Annotated in this window: 17 protein-coding genes and 1 pseudogene; 7 read left to right on the top strand and 11 right to left on the bottom strand. The window is 72.7% G+C overall.

Features of this window, described 5'->3' with window-relative positions; genetic code table 11:
- Window positions 1–3 precede the first annotated feature (3 nt).
- The 3 genes from DV20_RS26970 to DV20_RS26960 all read left to right on the top strand — a co-directional run bounded on the left by DV20_RS26970 (window position 4) and on the right by DV20_RS26960 (window position 3,573).
- Complete coding sequence (locus DV20_RS26970; RefSeq protein ID WP_152603763.1) at window positions 4–1,329, top strand: family 2B encapsulin nanocompartment shell protein; 1,326 nt, start codon at window positions 4–6, stop codon at window positions 1,327–1,329.
- Between the two features lie 185 nt (window positions 1,330–1,514).
- A complete protein-coding gene (locus DV20_RS26965; RefSeq protein ID WP_152603762.1) occupies window positions 1,515–3,044 on the top strand; it encodes a glucuronyl esterase domain-containing protein in 1,530 nt (509 codons plus the stop codon).
- A gap of 175 nt (window positions 3,045–3,219) precedes the next feature.
- A complete protein-coding gene (locus DV20_RS26960; protein WP_043785033.1) occupies window positions 3,220–3,573 on the top strand; it encodes a VOC family protein in 354 nt (117 codons plus the stop codon).
- Window positions 3,574–3,585: 12 nt separating this feature from the next.
- On the opposite strand, the gene DV20_RS26955 is transcribed toward DV20_RS26960, so the two are convergent.
- The 8 genes from DV20_RS26955 to DV20_RS26920 form a co-directional block, all read right to left on the bottom strand.
- On the bottom strand, window positions 3,586–4,587 hold the full coding sequence (locus DV20_RS26955) for a proline racemase family protein (protein ID WP_043785030.1): 1,002 nt from the start codon (window positions 4,585–4,587) through the stop codon (window positions 3,586–3,588).
- On the bottom strand, window positions 4,588–5,499 hold the full coding sequence (locus DV20_RS26950; protein WP_043785028.1) for a dihydrodipicolinate synthase family protein: 912 nt from the start codon (window positions 5,497–5,499) through the stop codon (window positions 4,588–4,590).
- On the bottom strand, window positions 5,496–6,779 hold the full coding sequence (locus DV20_RS26945) for an FAD/NAD(P)-dependent oxidoreductase (protein WP_043785025.1): 1,284 nt from the start codon (window positions 6,777–6,779) through the stop codon (window positions 5,496–5,498). The genes DV20_RS26950 and DV20_RS26945 overlap by 4 nt, the downstream gene beginning before the upstream one ends.
- The gene (locus DV20_RS26940) at window positions 6,776–7,042 is read right to left on the bottom strand and encodes a (2Fe-2S)-binding protein (RefSeq protein ID WP_043785023.1); all 267 of its coding nucleotides are present in this window, start codon (window positions 7,040–7,042) and stop codon (window positions 6,776–6,778) included. Before DV20_RS26940 ends, DV20_RS26945 begins: the two co-directional genes overlap by 4 nt.
- A complete protein-coding gene (locus DV20_RS26935; protein ID WP_043785021.1) occupies window positions 7,039–8,205 on the bottom strand; it encodes an NAD(P)/FAD-dependent oxidoreductase in 1,167 nt (388 codons plus the stop codon). The genes DV20_RS26940 and DV20_RS26935 overlap by 4 nt, the downstream gene beginning before the upstream one ends.
- A 52-nt stretch (window positions 8,206–8,257) precedes the next feature.
- On the bottom strand, window positions 8,258–8,827 hold the full coding sequence (locus tag DV20_RS26930; protein WP_043785049.1) for a helix-turn-helix domain-containing protein: 570 nt from the start codon (window positions 8,825–8,827) through the stop codon (window positions 8,258–8,260).
- Between the two features lie 210 nt (window positions 8,828–9,037).
- On the bottom strand, window positions 9,038–9,334 hold the full coding sequence (locus DV20_RS26925) for a DUF1540 domain-containing protein (protein ID WP_043785019.1): 297 nt from the start codon (window positions 9,332–9,334) through the stop codon (window positions 9,038–9,040).
- A 137-nt stretch (window positions 9,335–9,471) separates the two neighbouring features.
- The gene (locus DV20_RS26920) at window positions 9,472–11,487 is read right to left on the bottom strand and encodes a phosphocholine-specific phospholipase C (protein WP_043785016.1); all 2,016 of its coding nucleotides are present in this window, start codon (window positions 11,485–11,487) and stop codon (window positions 9,472–9,474) included.
- A 165-nt stretch (window positions 11,488–11,652) separates the two neighbouring features.
- Here DV20_RS26920 and DV20_RS26915 point away from each other — a divergent pair, with 165 nt between their 5' ends.
- The 3 genes from DV20_RS26915 (at window position 11,653) to DV20_RS26905 (ending at window position 13,121) form a co-directional block, all read left to right on the top strand.
- The gene (locus tag DV20_RS26915; RefSeq protein ID WP_043785013.1) at window positions 11,653–12,189 is read left to right on the top strand and encodes a MarR family winged helix-turn-helix transcriptional regulator; all 537 of its coding nucleotides are present in this window, start codon (window positions 11,653–11,655) and stop codon (window positions 12,187–12,189) included.
- A complete protein-coding gene (locus DV20_RS26910; RefSeq protein ID WP_043785012.1) occupies window positions 12,186–12,554 on the top strand; it encodes a hypothetical protein in 369 nt (122 codons plus the stop codon). The genes DV20_RS26915 and DV20_RS26910 overlap by 4 nt, the downstream gene beginning before the upstream one ends.
- A 180-nt stretch (window positions 12,555–12,734) precedes the next feature.
- On the top strand, window positions 12,735–13,121 hold the full coding sequence (locus tag DV20_RS26905; RefSeq protein WP_051736136.1) for a lycopene cyclase domain-containing protein: 387 nt from the start codon (window positions 12,735–12,737) through the stop codon (window positions 13,119–13,121).
- 3 nt (window positions 13,122–13,124) lie between these two features.
- On the opposite strand, the gene DV20_RS26900 is transcribed toward DV20_RS26905, so the two are convergent.
- Window positions 13,125–14,318, bottom strand: a complete 1,194-nt coding sequence (locus tag DV20_RS26900) for an MFS transporter (protein WP_043785009.1) — start codon at window positions 14,316–14,318, stop codon at window positions 13,125–13,127.
- Between the two features lie 112 nt (window positions 14,319–14,430).
- On the opposite strand from DV20_RS26900, the gene DV20_RS26895 reads away from it, so the two are divergent.
- Window positions 14,431–15,138 carry an ArsR/SmtB family transcription factor gene (locus DV20_RS26895; protein WP_043785006.1) on the top strand — a complete coding sequence of 236 codons (708 nt, stop codon included), beginning with the start codon at window positions 14,431–14,433 and terminating at the stop codon, window positions 15,136–15,138.
- Window positions 15,139–15,145: 7 nt separating this feature from the next.
- Here DV20_RS26895 and DV20_RS26890 read toward each other — a convergent pair whose 3' ends face one another.
- Both DV20_RS26890 and DV20_RS26885 read right to left on the bottom strand, forming a co-directional pair.
- On the bottom strand, window positions 15,146–15,892 hold the full coding sequence (locus tag DV20_RS26890; protein ID WP_043785004.1) for a succinate dehydrogenase/fumarate reductase iron-sulfur subunit: 747 nt from the start codon (window positions 15,890–15,892) through the stop codon (window positions 15,146–15,148).
- Window positions 15,889–17,810 (bottom strand): annotated as a pseudogene (locus DV20_RS26885) (fumarate reductase/succinate dehydrogenase flavoprotein subunit). Before DV20_RS26885 ends, DV20_RS26890 begins: the two are co-directional and overlap by 4 nt.
- Between the last annotated feature and the right edge of the window lie 34 nt (window positions 17,811–17,844).

Below are 17,844 nucleotides of genomic sequence, written 5' to 3'. Positions count from 1 at the left end.
CCGCTGACCACCACCACCAAAACCCCGCCGCAGATGCGCGGCATCACCCCCCGCTGGCTGCTGTCCCAGCTGCCCTGGGTCGAAGTCCCCGCCGGCTCCTACCGCGTCAACCGCCGCCTCACCTACACCCTCGGCGACGGCAAACTCTCCTTCTACACCACCGGCGCCCGCGTCCACGTCATCCCCGCCGAACTCACCGAAATCGCCCTCCTGCGCGGCTTCAGCGACGAAACCGCACTGGCCGCACTGGCCGAAGCCTTCGAACAACGCGAATACGAACCCGGCGACACCCTCTTCACCGCCGGCACCCCCCGCGACACGCTCATCCTGCTCGCCCACGGCAAAATCACCCGCCACAGCACCGGCCCCTACGGCGACGACCTCCACCTCGGCACCGCCACCGACGGCGACCACTTCGGCGAAGAACTCCTCGGCCCCGACCCCGGCACCTGGACATACACCGCCCGCGCCGCCACCCGCGTCACCACCCTCGCCCTGCCCGCCACCACCTACGCCCGCCTCAACGGCCGCTGCGAAACCCTCCGCACCCACATCACCCACACCCTCGCCCAACCCCGCAAACCCCAAAACGCCAAAGGCGAAGCCGCCATCGACCTCGCCGCCGGCCACGACGGCGAACCCCTCCTGCCCGGCACCTACGTCGACTACGACCCCGCCCCCCGCGAATACGACCTCGCCGTCGCCCAAACCCTCCTCCGCGTCCACAACCGCGTCACCGACCTCTACAACCACCCCCACAACCAACTCCACCAACAACTCCGCCTCACCATCGAAGCCCTCCGCGAACGCCAAGAACACGAACTGATCAACAACACCGACTTCGGGCTCCTGCACAACACCGACCTCAAACACCGCCTCACCACCCGCACCGGCCCACCCACCCCCCTCGACCTCGACGACCTGCTCAGCCGCCGCCGCAAAACCCGCCTCTTCCTCGCCCACCCCCACGCCATCGCCGCCTTCGGCCGCGAATGCACCGCCCGCCGCATCTACCCCGACACCATCACCCTCAACGGCAAACCCCACACCGCCTGGCGCGGAGTACCGATCCTGCCCTGCGACAAACTCCCCATCAGCCCCACCGGAACCACCACCATCCTCGCCATGCGCACCGGCGAAAACGACGCCGGCGTCATCGGCCTCCGCCCCAAAACCCTCCCCGACCAACACCAACCCGGAATCAACGTCCGCTTCATGGGCACCAACGACCAAGCCATCACCTCCTACCTCGTCTCCGCCTACCACTCCGCCGCCGTCCTCGTCCCCGACGCACTCGGCGCACTCGACGACGTCCAAATCGGTCGCTGAATCCGAAACTTTCGAAATCACGCCGTTTTCGAAAGTATCGGACCACCCTCCCTTCTTGACGACGGAAACGAAACGGTCCTACCGTTTTCACACTCGTTTCCCCGGAAGGGAGAATGGCCGTGCCCGGTCCACGGTTCCGCCCTGCCCTCATCCTCTTCGCAGCCACGCTGCTCGCCGTGACGGGAATGGTCACGGTGGCCTCCGGCGCCGCCGCGGCCGTCGAAGACGACGGCGCCGACTGCCCGGTTTCGCTGCCCGCCTCGTTCCCCTCGACCGCGAAACTTCCCGATCCCTTCAAGAAGATCGACGGCACCCGCGTCACCTCGAAGTCCGACTGGCGGTGCCGCCGCGAAGAGATCAAGAAGCTGGCGGAACGGACGATCTACGGCCAGAAACCGGCGAAGCCGGCCAGTGTCACCGGGACCGTCTCGGCCACGAACATCACCGTGAACGTCAGCGAAAACGGCCGCAGCGCCGGTTTTTCGGCGGGCGTGCAGCTGCCGAGCGGAACGGGACCGTTCCCGGCCGTCTTCGTGGTCGGCGGATTCGGCGCGGACACCGCCACGATCAAGGCGTCCGGCGCCGCCGTCATCAGTTACGACCCCTTGGCCGTCGGCAAGGAAGGGACGCCGCGGAACAACAAACAAGGGGCGTTCTACAGCATTTACGGCTCGTCCAGCAGCACCGGGCTGCTGGCGGCGTGGGCGTGGGGCGTGAGCCGGATCATCGACGTCCTGGAACAGTCGGGCGGGCAGCTCTTCAAGGTCGACGCGCTGGGCGTCACGGGATGTTCGCGGTATGGGAAGAGCGCCTTCGCGATCGGTGTGCTGGACCAGCGCATCGCCCTGACCATGCCGATCGAGTCGGGCACCGCCGGCGTCCCGATCCTGCGCGGGATCCCCGGGGAAAGCGGTTCGCAGGGGCTGAGCAACGCGTACGGGGAACAGCCGTGGTTCGGCGACGCGTTCAGCGCGTACACCGGCAATCCGGCCGGGCTGCCGGTGGACACGCACGAACTGGTCGGCATGGTCGCTCCGCGCGGGCTGTTCATCATGGAGAACCCGCACATCGACTGGCTGGGTGCGCGCTCGGGCAGCGTCGCGGCCCTGGCCGGCGCGGAGGTGTACAAGGCACTCGGCGCGGGCGCCAACATCACGTACTGGTCGGACGTGCAGGACGGCACCCACTGCGCGTCCCGGCCCGAGTGGCGGACGCCGCTGCAGCAGAACATCCAGAAGTTCCTGCTGAAGACGGGCAGCGCGGCGGGCACGTTCCGGATTTCGGCCAAGAAGGCGGGCAACCTCGCCGAGTGGCGCGACTGGGCGACGCCCACGCTGACCGACGGCCCGGGCACCTCCACGACCCCGACCACGCCTACCACGCCTACCACGCCGACAACCCCGACGACCTCCACGACCCCGGCGGGCGGCTGCACGGCGACGGTCTCGGTGAACCAGTGGACGGGCGGCTTCGTCACGACGATCCGGGTCACCGCAGGGGCAGCGGCGACAACCGCCTGGACGGTGGCGGCCGACCTGCCCACGGGGGCGGCGATCACCTCGGTGTGGAACGCGGGACCAAGCGGCGACACGGGCTCGGTCCGCTTCACGAACACGAGCTTCAACGGCGCACTCACCCCGGGCCAGTCGACGGAGTTCGGTTACCAGGGCACGGGAACCGCAACAGGCACGACGGCAAGCTGCACGACTGGCTAGCGGGACGGCGGGCGGGCTGGGCGGCCGGCTGGCGGCGCGGCCGGCTGGTTGGCTGCGGGGCCGGCACGGCTGGGCAGGCGGGCGGGGCGGGCAGGCCGGTCGAGCCAGTGGGCCAAGCGGGCCGGCCTTCTCACCCGACCGTCCCGCCCGGCCACCAGCCTGGCAGGATCGCCCCATGGAACGCGTGCTCGGCATCGGTGGGTACTTCATCCGCGCGGCAGACCCCGCGGCGCTCGGCGCCTGGTACCGCGACTGCCTCGGCCTGGACGCCGACGAGCACGGCCTCTGGCAGCAGCAACCCGGCCCGACCGTCTTCGCGCCGTTCGAGGCCGGGACCGGCTACTTCGGGTCGCCGGCCCAGCAGACCATGCTGAACTTCCGGGTTCGCGATCTCGACGCCATGCTGGAACAGCTTCGCTCCCGTGGCGCCGACGTGGCCGACGAGGTTCAGGACATGGCCGGCGTCGGGCGGTTCGGCTGGGTCACCGATCCCGAAGGCCACCGCATCGAACTCTGGCAGCCCGCCTAGGAACCGACCGGCCTACAGCACGAACCCGGTCGGGAACGGGTCGGACGGGTCGAGCAGGTACGTGGCCGTGCCGGTGATCCACGCGCGGCCGGCGAACTCCGGGACCACCGCCGGCACGTCGCCCACCGTGGTCTCGGCCACCAGCTCGCCCGTGAACGTCGTGCCGATGAACGACGCGTTCTCGAACGGCGTGTGCAGCGGGAGTTCGCCGCGGGCGTGCAGCTGGGCCATCCGGGCGGACGTTCCCGTGCCGCACGGTGACCGGTCGAACCAGCCCGGGTGGATCGCCATCGCGTTCCGCGACGCCCGTGCGTCCGAGCCCGGGGCCAGGAACTGGACGTGCTTGCAGCCGCCGATCAGCGGGTCGGCCGGGTGCTTCGGCGGCCGCTGCTCGTTGATCGCGGCCATGATCGACAGGCCCGCCGCGAGGATCCGGTCCTTCTCCGCGCGGTCGAACGGGATACCCAGGGAAGCCAGGTCCAGGATGGCGTAGAAGTTCCCGCCGTAGGCGAGGTCGTAGCGGACGTCGCCCAGGCCCGGCACGGACACCACGGCGTCGCGCTCGGCGAGGAACGACGCCACGTTACGCAGCTTCACCCGGGTGGCGCGCCCGTCGCGGACGGACACCTCCGCGTGCACCAGCCCGGCCGGGGTGTCCAGGCGCACCACCGTGACCGGCTCGGTCACCTCGACCATGCCCGTCTCCACCAGCACCGTCGCCACGCCGATCGTGCCGTGGCCGCACATCGGCAGGCAGCCGGACACCTCGATGTACACCACGCCCCAGTCCGCGTCCTCGCGGCAGGGCGGCTGCAGGATCGCGCCGCTCATCGCGGAGTGGCCGCGCGGCTCGTTCACCAGGAACTGCCGGAGGTGGTCCAGGTGCGCCATGAAGTAGCGGCGGCGCTCGGCCATGGTGGCGCCCGGGATCGGGGCCACGCCGCCGGTCACCACCCGGGTCGGCATGCCCTCGGTGTGCGAGTCGACCGCCGTGATCGCGCGCGACGACCGCATCTACGCCACCCCCAGCGCCGCGAGCGCGCGGCCCATGTCGGCGCGGACCTGCTCGCGGTGGACGTCCGAGAGCGGGCCCCGCGGCGGACGGCACGGCCCGCCGCGGCGGCCCACCATGTCCATGCCGAGCTTGATGGCCTGGACGAACTCCGTCCGCGAGTCCCAGCGGAACGCGGCCACCAGCGGTTCGTACAGCGCTCTCGCCTCCTCGAGCTTGCCCGCGGTGGCCAGTTCGAACAGGCGCGCCGACTCGGCCGGGAACACGTTCGGGAAGCCGGCGAACCAGCCGGTCGCCCCCATCAGCAGGCTCTCCAGGACGACGTCGTCGGCGCCGCCGATCACGGCCAGCCCCGGTGCCCGCTCGCGGATCTCCAGCACGCGGCGGACGTCGCCGGAGAACTCCTTGACGGCGACGACGTTGTCGATCTGCGCGATCTCGGCCAGCAGGTCCGGCGTGAGGTCGACCTTGGTGTCGAAGGGGTTGTTGTAGACCATCACCGGCAGCCCGGCCGACGCCACCGCCTCGAAGTGGGCGACGACTTCGCCGCGGTTGGCGCGGTAGAGCGTCGGCGGCAGGCAGAGCACGCCGTGCGCGCCGTCCTCGGCCGCCGCCTCGGCCCAGTACCGGGCCTGGTGCGCGCCGGGACCGTGGACGCCGACGACGACGATCCCGTCCGTCCCGACGGCCTCGATCGCGGTGCGGGCGACGCGGCGGCGTTCCTCGTCGGTGAGCGAGGAGTACTCGCCCAGCGAGCCGTTCGGGCCGACTCCGCGGCAGCCGTTCTCGACGAGCCACCGGCAGTGTTCGGCGTAGGCGTCGTAGTCGACGGCCAGCCCGGCCGGCGCCGCGTCGTCGACCCGGTAGGGCAGCGCGGCGGCGACGACCACGCCCCCGAGGTCTCGGGTGCTCATGGGATCTCCTTCGGATCGGCGAGCTCGCCCAGGCGGATCGGCTGGGCGATCGGACGGTGGTGGCGTTCGGCGCCCCCGCACAGCTCGGCGACGCTCGCGCCGCACATCCGGCCCTGGCACGGGCCGAGCCCGGCACGGGTGCCGAGCTTGAGCGCGTGCGGACCGGGCGCGGCCGGGTTCGCGACGGCGCTGGTCAGGTCGCCGTAGGTGGTTTCCTCGCAGCGGCAGACGACGGTGTCCTCGCGCAGCCAGCCGGGCCACGCCGCCCCGATGGGGTGCGCGGCGGTCAGGCGGCGGGCGAAGGCGCGGGCGTGGTCACGCTGCTTGAGCAACGCGCGGCCGGGTGTCCGGCCGGCGGCGGCCCGCCCGGCGACCGCGCCTTCCGCCGCGGCGGCGACCGCACCGCCGATCCCGGTGAGTTCCCCGGCGGCGAACACCCCGGCGACGCTGGTGCGCTGGTCGTCGCCGACCCGGACGAACCCACCGTCGAGGGCGCAGCCGGCCGCGACGGCCAGTTCGGGTTGCGCCGCGAAGCCGTGCCCGACGCACAGGGCGTCGACCTCGAAGACGCGCTCGGTGCCGGGGACGACCGACCAGTCCGCGCGGACGCGGGCGGTGACGGCTTCGCGGACCCGGTCGTCGCCCCGGGCTTCGATCACCGCCCGGCCCGTGCGGTACGGGACGCGGTGGCGGGCCAGCGTTCCGGCGTACCGGGCCAGTTCGGCCGCCTTGCCGGCGTAGGCGGCCGCGCGCCACGACCATCCTCTCAGGACGGTGCGCGCCGGGTTGGCCTCCAGGACGGCGAGAACGCCGGCACCGACGTCCACGAGGGACTCGGCGACGGGAAGCAGGAACGGCCCGGCCCCGGCGACGAGCACCCGGCGCCCGACGGCGATCCGCTCCCCCTTGGCCAGTGCCTGCGCGGCGCCCGCGGTGAAGACGCCGGGCAGCTGCCAGCCGGGGAACGGCAGGACCCGGTCGTGGGCGCCGGTGGCCAGGACCAGCGCGTCGGGGTCGAGGGTGCGGCGCCGCCGGTTCGCCCCGTCGGCCGGGCCGCTCAAGACGTGGACCCGCTTGCCTTCCAGGGCCCAAACGGCGCTTTCCGGCCACCACGCGCACCGGCTCAGCAACGCCTCGAACCGGTGGGACGCGCCCCGGTGGTACTGGCCGCCGGGCGCGTCCGCCTGGTCGAGGACGGTGACGTCGGCTCCGGCGGCGAGCGCGTGCTCGGCGGCCGCGAGCCCGGCGGGCCCCGCGCCGACGATGACGACGTGCCTCACGCGCCCTCCTCCCGCGTTTGGGTCCGGACGTCGTCGCCGTCGGCGGCGCGACGACGGCAGGCGCGGACGTCGGCGACGCCGTTGACCGTGAGCAGGCAGTCGAAGCAGGCGCCGATCCCGCAGAAGACACCGCGCGGCGCCCCGGACCGGGTGGTGCGCCACGACAGCCGGCCGGCGCCGAGCAGGACGCCGGCCACGGTCTGCCCGGCGAGCCCGGTCACGGTCTCGCCGTCGACGGTGATCGCGATCGGCCGCCCGGTCACGCCAGCACCGCCGGACGGTCCACGGTGAACTCATCCACCGGCATCGACGGTGGTGTTCCCGTCAGCAGCTCGCGCAGCAGCCTGGCCGTCCCGACGCTCAGCCCGATCCCCGCCCCTTCGTGCCCGGTGGCGTGCCACAGGTTGCCGAGCCTCGGGTCTTCGCCCAGGACCGGCAGGTGGTCGTCCACATAGGGCCGGAAGCCGCCGTACGCGCGCATCACCGCGGCGTCGGCCAGCGCCGGGAACAGCCGGACCGCCTTGGCCGCGATGGCGCCCAGCACGTCCGGCCGGATCGTGTCGTCGAAGCCCACGCGGCGCCGGGACGAGCCGATCAGCACGGTGCCGCCCCAGGTGGACTCCACCACCGCCGACGTCTGCAGTTCGCCGCTGCCGGCGCCGACCGCGCCGACGTAGTCCGCGTCGTAGACCTTGTGCCGCACCACGCCCGGCATCGGCATGGTCACCAGGACCTCGCCGCGGCGGGGCCGGACGGCGATCGGCGCGCCGAGCCGGGCCGACACCGGCCCCGACCACGGCCCCGCCGCGTTCACCACCACGTCCGCCTCGAGGACTTGACCGCCGACGCGGACGCCGGTGATCCGGCCGCCGCGGACCCGCGCGCCGGTGACCTCGGCTTCGGTGCGGAGGCGGGCGCCGTGGTGCAGCGCCGAACCCAGCAGCGCCAGCGCCGCGGCGGCCGGCTGCACCTGAGCGTCCTCGGGGTAGCGGACGGCGGCGGTCACCGCCCGGGTCAGCGCGGGTTCGGCCGCCGCGACGTCCGCCGCCGACAGCCGTTCGGTGCGGACGCCGGCCTCGGCCTGGGCGACGGCGAACGCGACGAGGGCGCTCGCGCCGGCTTCCGTGGTGGCCACGACGATGCCGCCCTTCGGGTCGAACTCCGTCGCGGCCGCCGCTCGCGGGTCGTCTTCGGCGATCTCGGCCAGCACCCGGGGCCACAGCCGGGCGGACAGCCGGGCGAGCGCGAGCTCGGCGCCCGGTCCCTTGTCGGAAACCAGCAGGTTGCCTTCGCCGTGCGACGTGGTGCCGCCCGCGGGCCGGCCGCGGTCGAGGACCAGGACGTCGAAGCCGGCCGAGGCGAGTTCCCGGGCGCACGCCGCACCGACGATCCCGGCCCCGATCACCACCACCCGCGTTCGGTTCATCGAGCCTCCAGCGTTCGGTATAGCGAACGATAGGTCCCGATCGAGAAGGGTGTCAATCCGGCAGGACGGGATGCGGCCTCCCGTCGAGCCGCTCATCGGCGCGGTACTGCAGCAGCAGCACCGACCGCACCGGGCCGTCCGGGGCGGTGTAGCTGTGCGGCTCGCGGGCGTCGAAGGCGACGTAGTCGCCGGGCCCCAGGTCGACGGTCCGGCCCGCGACCTCGACGCGGAGCCGCCCGGTCTGCACGACGGTGTGCTCGACCCCGACGTGGCCCTGCGAACGCTGCGGGGCGTCCCCGCGGACGACCTGGTCGTAGACCTCGAAAACGCTGTTGTCGGCCTCGATCCAGCGCAGCGGCCGCAGGTCGACGCCCTCGCCGCGGAGCACTTCGACCTCGGCCGCCCGCACTACGGTGAGCCCGCCGCGCGGCCGGTGGTCGAGCAGGTCGGAGATGGCCACTTCGAGCACCCGGGACAGGCTGAACACGGTCTCGATGGTCGGGTTGCCGGTGCCGCCCTCGAGCTGGGACAGCGTCGCCTTGCCGATGCCCGACCGCCGCGACAGCTCGGAGAGCGAAAGGCCGCGGGCCGCCCGCGCCGCGCGGAGGTTGACCGCGAGCATGTCGCGGATCGACGGACCGCCGTCGTCGTTCGGTAAAGCGTCCACCAGCGGCGCCTCTTCGTTCGGTTTGCCGATCGGGCCAGGCGTCATGATGCCATGCCTTCGCCGGTCTGGGCCGGTGCGGACGCGCGGGAGTGGTCGTCGAGCCGCAAAAACCGGCCGGGCTCTCCCGCGGCGTGTTCCGCCGCCGAGGAGCCCAGCCGGGACTTCCTACCTGGTGTAGGTCAGGCAGTTCGCCGCGTGGTCGCCGTCGCCGGGGCCGACGCGGATGCTGGACGCCGTGCACTCCAGCGATCGGTTGTGCCGGCAGTCCGTCCGGGAACACGCGCCCACCTGGGCCACGACCCGGTCCAAGCCGCCCTTCGTGTTCAGCGGGACGAACGTCCCGCAGTCCGCCGATCCGTTGCCGCCGCCGACGGTGATGGCGAAGGCGTGGCAGCCGTCGTGGTTGTAGGAACAGCCGCTGACCGTGCACTCGTGCACGGCCGGCATCTCGGTGGTGGTCATCCGCTCTCCTGGTTCCGTGGTGGGAAGGCAGTCGGTTCTCCGACGCTCCCACCCGGACCCGGGCCTCGCAACGGACGCGGCCGGGTGACCGGACCCGCCCGACCGGGTGACAAACGACCCCGATCGGGCGCGAACCGTCAGCGCGTGAGCGTGTTCGGGTCGCTCGTGCTCGGCCGTCCGGTCTCGACGTGCCCCGCCAGCCGGCGCAGGAAGCGCGGATCGTGGTCCGAAACGATCGAGACGTCGTACCAGTGGCCGCTGCGCCGCGTGTCCACCACCTCGACCACCCGCGCGCCCGGCCGCAGGAGCCGCGACGTCGAGCGGTGGCCGTACGCGTCGGTCAGCGTGAGCCGCACCGGAGCCGGGCCGCTGTTGGTCAGCACCAGCGCGAGGTTCCCGCTGCGGCCCTCCGGGCGCGCGCTCACCTCGGGGCCGGCCGAACCGCCGCGGAACTGCCGGACGAACCCGTTCGGCCCGTGGACGGTGTAGTCGTACCCGCCCGAGACGGGCAGCGTGGCGGCGAGCGAGCAGCCGGCGCCCGCGGTGTAGGTCCGCGGCTCGCCGCCTGGCGAGGTGACGTAGAACGTCGCCCCCGCCCGGCCCTGGTTGACGAACGTCAGGTTCAGCGCCGTCCCCACCTGGGCGTCGGCGGCCAGGTCGTACGGCAGCGCCCGGGCCGGCCGCAGCCCGGGTTCCTGCTTCGGCAGCACGATCCGGTCCGGGACGGCGGGCACGTAGTCCGGGTGCCGCTTCCGGTCCGGCGGGAAGTAGCCGGCGGTGTCCGGCAGGGCCGGGACCGCGGCGTCGGTCCGGGCGAAGTCGAACGCCGAGGTCAGGTCACCGCACACCGACCGGCGCCAGGCCGAGATGTTCGGCTCGTGCACGCCGAAGCGCCGTTCGACGAACCGGATGATCGAGGTGTGGTCGAAGGTCTCCGAGCACACGTAGCCGCCCTTGCTCCACGGCGACACCACCAGCATCGGCACGCGCTGGCCGAGCCCGTACGGGCCGGCCGGGTTCGCCGCCGAGCCGGCGAAGATCTCCCCCGTGGTGTCCACAGTGGACTGACCAGCCGTGGCGTACGGCGGGACGACGTGGTCGAAGAAGCCGTCGTTCTCGTCGTAGGTGATGAACAGCGCGGTCTTGCTCCACACGTCCGGGTTCGCGGTGAGCGCGTCGAGGACCTGCGCGATGTACCAGGCGCCGTAGTTCACCGGCCAGTTCGGGTGCTCGCAGAACGCCTCCGGCGCGGTGATCCACGAAACCTGCGGCAGTTTCCCGGCCTTGACGTCCGCCCGCAGCCGGTCGAAGTAGCCCTCGCCCGCCTTGGCGTCGGTGCCGGTGCGCGCCTTCTCGTACAGGGCGTCGCCGGGCTTGGCGTTGCGGTAGGAGTCGAAGTACAGCAGCGAGTTGTCGCCGTAGTTGCCGCGGTAGGCGTCTTCGATCCAGCCCCAGCTGCCGGCGGCGTCGAGGCCGTCGCCGATGTCCTGGTAGATCTTCCACGACACCCCGGCCCGCTCGAGGCGCTCGGGGTAGGTGGTCCAGGAGTAGCCCTTTTCGTCGTTGCCGAGGACCGGGCCGCCGCCCTTGCCGTCGTTGCCCGTGTACCCGGTCCACATGTAGTAGCGGTTCGGGTCGGTCGAGCCCATGAACGAGCAGTGGTAGGCGTCGCAGATGGTGAACGAGTCGGCGAGGGCGTAGTGGAAGGGGATGTCCTCGCGGGTCAGGTACGCCATCGTGGTCGAGCCCTTGGCGGGCACCCACTTGTCGTAGCGGCCGGCGTTCCACGCCGCGTGCGTGTCCTTCCAGCCGTGCGGGAGGTCCTGGATGAACTGCAGGCCCAGGTTGTCCGCTTCGGGGCGGAACGGCAGGATGTCGCGCTTGCCGTCCGACTGCGCCCAGACGGACTTCCCGTTCGCCAGCGTCACCGGCCGCGGGTCGCCGAAGCCGCGGACGCCGCGCAGCGTGCCGAAGTAGTGGTCGAACGACCGGTTCTCCTGCATCAGCACCACGATGTGCTCGACGTCCCGCAGTGTCCCGGTGCGGTGGTGCGCGGGGATCTCCGCCGCGCGCGCGATGCTGGTGGACAGTGCGGAAAGGGCGGCGGTACCGCCGGCGAGCTGCAGAAAACGTCGTCGGTTGACGTCCGTCATGGGGACTCCGGGGGTGTCGGGGTGGCGAGCCGGGTCAGTATGGGTGGCCGATGGCGAACCTGCGCGCAGAGCGAGGCTAACGCCGGGCGAAACCCTGGTTAACGCCTGCGAGCGGACAGGCCGTTGACAGATATACGGAAGTACGTACTAATGTAGTTGTTCACTATGAACGACGTACCCAACTTCGCCCGGGACGCGGACGACCGGCTCTACTCCCCCGAGGTCCGCGGCGCACTGGCCGGGTTCACCCTCGGCGAAGACACCGGTGCGCTGGAGGCCGCGGCCGCGGTCCGCACGGCCGCGCGCAGCCTGGACCAGCTGCGCTCCCGGGGCACCGGCAGCCGTGGCCTCAGCCCCGGCGCCCTCGACATCCTGATCCGGCTCGCCGACGGCGGGGCGAACGTCAAGGACCTCGCCGCGTCCGCCGGGGTGAGCTCCCGGAACGTGACCGGCCTGGTCGACACCCTGGAACGCGCCGGGCTCGCCGAACGGGTCCCCGACCCGCGTGACCGGCGGGCGGTGCGGGTCCGGATCACCCCGGACGGCCGGACGTGGCTGGCGGAGTTCCGCCGTCCGTCGCAGCTGGCGATGGCCGCGCTCTTCCGGGGCTTCACCGAAGCCGAAACAGCCCAGCTGCGGCACCTGTGCCTGCGGCTGGCGGAAAACCAGCACCACCTCGCCCGTCACCTGGAGGACCGATGAGCACGCAGACCGCAGAGACCGTCCGGGCTTACCACCGCGCCCGCTTCGACGGCGACGTGACCGCCGCCGCCGCGCAGCTGGCGGGCACCTTCACCTTCCGCAGCCCGCTGATCGCCTCGACCGACGCCCGCGGCCACCTCGACGGGCTGGCGGGGTTCGTCGGGATCGTCACCGGCGTGGACCTGATCAGCGAGCTCTACGGCGAGACGGAGGCCACGCTCGTCTACGACGTGCACACCGCGACCCCGGTGGGTGTCCAGCACACCGCCGAGCACTTCCGGCTGCGCGACGGGAAGATCGAGGCCATCACCCTGATCTTCGACGCGACGCGCTGGCACCCGCTCATGGCGGCCGTGCGGCGGTGACCCGCCCGGCCACCCGGGTTGTGGAGACCACGGGCTGAGCTCGAACACCGGGCGGGCACCGCCGCGACCGCGTACCCGGGGCGCGGTCCGGCAAACGCGCCGCTGCTGCGGAAACCGGCGTCGCCGGGCAGAATCCCGGCATGATCGGATGGGCGTGGCGTTCTCCCGGGGCGCGCTGAGGTGGGCCGCGCGGAATACCTGGCCGTGCTGGGCGCGTGCGTACTGGTGACGCTGCCGATCGAGCTGGCCGGCGCGCGGGTCTACCGCCGGCCGGGCCGGCTGCTGCGCGCGGTGCTGCCGGTGGCGGCGGTGTTCCTCGTCTGGGACGCCTTGGCGATCGCCGCCGGCGTCTGGGACTTCGACCCGGCGTATGTCAGCGGCCTGCGGGCGCCGTTCGGGATCCCGCTCGAGGAAGTCCTGTTCTTCGTGGTCATCCCGGTGTGCGGGGTCCTGACCTACGAGGGGGTCGGCCTGACCGGCCGGCTGCTGCGGCGGCGGAGTTCCAGGCGCGCCGCCGCTCAGCGGAGGTCGGAGGGAGGTCGGCCTGCGAGCGGCGGCGGGAGCTGAGGCTCAGCGGACGGCCACCGGTTCGGCCGGTCGCCGCGTCCGGACCGCCCAGCGGGTCAAAGCCGGCACGGGGGCGACGGCCGCGAGGAACACCACCGCGATCAGCAACCAGCCCGGGCCGCCGAGACCGCCCACGGCGAGGGTGAACACGCCGGGCCCCACCATCTGCACGGTCGCCGTGGCCGCTTCGGTCGCGCCCTGGTAGGCGCCCTTGGCGTCTTCGCGCATGAGCCGCACCGACAGGCCCCAGTTGGCGGCCACGTACCCCAGCTCCCCGACGACGTGCAGCACCGCGGCGAGCCCCACCACCGCCACCGCGCCCGCCCCGGAACCGCCGGCCGTCGTCGCGAGCAGCACGCAGCTCGCCGCGAGCACCACCCCGGACACCACCGCCGTTCTCGCGGCCTGCCCGGCCGTGCGCGCGAACCGCGCGAACGGCACCTGGAACACCGCGATCCCCACCGAGCTGAGCACGACCACGACCCCGCCGAGCCCCAGCGGGAGGTGGGTGCGACCGGCCAGCCAGAGCGGCAAGCCGGCCGACAACATGGCCCAGCACAGCGAAAGCACCGCGGTGGCCGCGGTGACACACAGGTAGGGGCGGTCCTTCAGCACCGTCCGGGTCGCCGGAGCCGGGGTCCTGGCGGGCGCGGGCACCAGCAACGTCGTTGCGGCGAGCACGAGAAAACTGACGGCGTTGCCGGCGATGGCCAGCGTGTAGGCCCACCGGGCGTCGGCGGTGAGCACCAAGGCGCCCAGCCCGGCGCCGGCGGCGTACCCGACGTGCTGGGCCACCCGCTGCCGGGCCAGCACGCGCACCCGCTCGGCGGGCTCGGTGACCAGCCCGGTGATCAGCGCCGTCCGCACCGCGGTGCCGCCGGTCGCCAGCGCGGTGAACGGCACCGTCACGGCCAGGAACGACCAGGTGCCGCCGACCGCGAGGTAGCCGGCCATCGCGGCGGCCCGCACCAGCGTGAGCACGACCAGCACCGGCCGCGCGCCCACCCGGTCGGCGAACGTGCCCAGCGGCACCGCGGCGACCATGCCCACGGCGCTCGCCACGGCCAGTCCCACACCCACCGTGACCGGCGGGAGGCCGGCGATCCGAGTCAGGTACAGCGCCCAGATCGTGAACCAGAGGCCGTCGCCGAGCGCGGAAACCCCACGGCCCCACAGGAGGCTTCGCAGTCCGGTCATGCATCCACCCTTCACGGAGGCGTGAATGGTAAGCACGTTCGCCACCGGTCCGCAATCATCATTCAGCGATCCGTGAACCGTGCTAGGCTCGCGCGCGTCGGAGGGAACGGTGATGGGTGGACTGGTCGACCCGGGCAACGCCGTCCAGGGCGCGATCGTCGAGCTGACGCGCGAACTGGCCGATCCGGTGCGGCTCACGGCGTTGCAGGTGCTGGCCGCCGAGGGCCCGCACACGATGGTGCAGCTGGCCGACGCGCTCGGCGTCACCGCCCCCCGGCTGGGCAACCACCTCGCCCGGCTGCGCACCGCGGGGCTCGTGACGGTCGAACACACCGGACGGCACGCGCTGTACCGCGTCGGCCGCGAAGACCTCTTGGCCGTGCTGACCGCCCTGGCGCGCTATGCCGGCAAGGACGGCATCACCGCGCCGGACCGCGCCGGGTCGGGCGGGGACCTCGCACACACGTGTTACGACCACGCGGCGGGACGCCTCGGCGTGGCGGTGTTCGCCCTGCTCGTCGCGCGGGGCGCGCTGCGGCCCCCGGACGGTTCGGCGCCCGAGGTCGCCCTGGGCGACGACCTGTCGGCGTTCCACGACCTCGGCGTCTCGCCGGCGGAAGTGGATCCGGGCCGGCGGCGGCCGGCCACCGCGTGCCTGGACCGGACCCACCGCGTCCCCCACCTCGGCGGCGTCCTCGGTCAGCGGGTGCTGGCGGCGTTCCTGGCCGACGGCCTGGTCCGGCGGGGCACGGGGGACCGCGAGCTGCTCATCACCCCGCGCGGCCGCCGCCGGTTCGGCGCCCTGCTGCCCGGCTTCTGACCGGCCGTCAGCGGCGTCCGGCGCGGGTCGCGGCCAGGTACTCGCGGTTGAGCGTCGCGATGCTCGTGAACGGGATCCCCTTCGGGCACGACGCCACGCACTCGCCGGTGTTCGTGCAGCCGCCGAACCCTTCGGCGTCCATCGCGTCCACCATGTCGAGCACCCGGCCCGCGCGTTCGGGGCCGCCCTGCGGCAGCAGGCTCAGGTGGGTCACCTTCGCCGCGGTGAACAGCGTGGCCGAGCCGTTCGGGCAGGCCGCCACGCAGGCGCCGCAGCCGATGCACGTCGCGTTGTCGAACGCCAGGTCCGCGTCCGGCTTGGGAACCGGGGTCGCGTGCGCGTCCGGTGCGCTGCCCGTCGGCGCGCTGACGTAGCCGCCGGCCTGGACGATCCGGTCCAGCGCCGAGCGGTCCACGACCAGGTCCTTGATGATCGGGAAGCCCTGGGCGCGCCACGGTTCCACGTCGATGACGTCGCCGTCGGCGAAGGAACGCATGTGCAGCTGGCACGACGTCGTGCGCTCGGGACCGTGGGCCCGGCCGTCGATCACCACCCCGCACGAGCCGCAGATGCCCTCGCGGCAGTCGTGGTCGAACGCCACCGGCTCGTCGCCGGCTTCGATCAGCCGCTGGTTCAGCACGTCGAGCATTTCCAGGAAGGACATGTCCGGGCTGATCCCGTCGACCGGGTAGGCGACCAGCCGGCCTGCCGCGGCCGGGCCGGCCTGCCGCCACACGCGGACGGTGAGTTTCACGAGTAGCTCCGCTGGGTCGGGTGGACGTGCTCGAAAACCAGTTCTTCGCGGTGCAGCACCGGCTCGGGGCCGTACTCCCACGCGGCGACGTGAGCGAAGTTCTCGTCGTCCCGCCGGGCTTCCCCCTCCGCGGTCCGGTGTTCCTCGCGGAAGTGACCGCCGCAGGATTCCTCGCGCGCGAGGGCGTCGACGAGCATCAGCTCGGCCAGCTCCAGGAAGTCGGCGACGCGGCCGGCCTTCTCCAGCTCCTGGTTGAACTCCGCGCCACCGCCGGGGACGCGGACCGCACGCCAGAACTCCGCCCGCAGTCCGGGCACCCGCTCCAGGGCCTTGCGCAGCCCTTCGCGGGTGCGGGACATCCCGCAGTGGTCCCACATCAGCAGGCCCAGCTCGCGGTGGAACGAGTCCACCGACCGCGTCCCCCGCACGGCCAATAGCCGGGAGATCCGTTCGCGCACTTCGGTTTCCACCTGCCGGACCACGCCTTCGGAGACGTCGTCGAGCCGCGTGCCGCCGAGGTAGTCGTTCACCGTCGCCGGCAGCACGAAGTAGCCGTCGGCGAGGCCCTGCATGAGCGCCGACGCGCCGAGCCGGTTGGCGCCGTGGTCGGAGAAGTTCGCCTCGCCGATCACGAACAGCCCGGGGATCGTGCTCTGCAGGTCGTAGTCCACCCAGAGCCCGCCCATCGTGTAGTGGATGGCCGGGTAGATCCGCATCGGCACCGCGTACGGGTCTTCCGCGGTGATGCGCTGGTACATGTCGAAGAGGTTGCCGTAGCGGGCTTCGATCGCGCGGCGGCCGAGGCGGGCGATCGCGTCGGCGAAGTCGAGGTAGACGCCGAGACCGCCGGGACCGACACCGAACTCGGCGTCGCACACGTTCTTCGCCGCCCGCGAGGCGATGTCGCGCGGCACGAGGTTGCCGAAGCTCGGGTACCGGCGTTCGAGGTAGTAGTCGCGCTCCGCCTCGGGGATCTCCGCCGGCGGCCGCGTGTCGCCTTGGCGCTTCGGGACCCAGATGCGGCCGTCGTTGCGCAGCGACTCGCTCATCAGCGTCAGCTTCGACTGGTGCTCGCCGGACCGCGGGATGCACGTCGGGTGGATCTGGGTGAAGCACGGGTTCGCGAAGTAGGCACCGCGTTTGTGCGCCCGCCAGATCGCGGTGGCATTGGAGCCCTTCGCGTTGGTCGAGAGGGAGAAGACGTTGCCGTACCCGCCGGTCGCGAGCACGACCGCGTCCGCCAGGTGCGTGGTGATCTCCCCGGTGACCAGGTCGCGCGCGACGATGCCGCGGGCCCGGCCACCGGCGACCACCAGGTCGAGCATCTCCGTGCGCGCGTGCAGTTCGACGTTCCCGGCGTCGATCTGCCGGGACAGCGCCTGGTACGCGCCGATCAGCAGCTGCTGGCCCGTATGGCCGCGGGCGTAGAACGTGCGCTGCACCTGCACGCCGCCGAAGGACCGGGTGTCCAGCAGGCCGCCGTACTCGCGGGCGAACGGCACCCCCTGGGCCACGGCCTGGTCGATGATCTGCGCCGACACCTGGGCCAGCCGGTACACATTGGACTCACGGGACCGGAAGTCGCCGCCCTTGACCGTGTCGTGGAAGAGCCGGTACACCGAATCGCCGTCGTTGCGGTAGTTCTCGCCGCGTTGATGCCGCCTTGGGCCGCGACGGAGTGCGCGCGCCGCGGCGAGTCCTGGAAGCAGAACTGCACGACGTGGTAGCCCTGCTCGGCCAGGGTCGCCCCGGCCGAGCCGCCGGCCAGCCCGGTGCCGACCACGATCACCCGGTGGCGTCGCCGGTTCGCCGGGTTCACCAGCTTCGCGGCGAACTTCCGCTCGTCCCAGCGCTGTTCCAGCGGAACGCGTGGTGCCTTCGTGTCGGCGATCGGGTCGCCCACGCGGTAGCCGTCCACCCGACCCTCTTCCCCGCCACCGCCCTCGACGGAG

The organism is Amycolatopsis rifamycinica (genome assembly GCF_000695625.1).
In the GTDB taxonomy this organism is placed as follows: Bacteria; Actinomycetota; Actinomycetes; order Mycobacteriales; family Pseudonocardiaceae; genus Amycolatopsis; species Amycolatopsis rifamycinica.
This window is presented reverse-complemented; position numbering and strand designations above follow the sequence as displayed.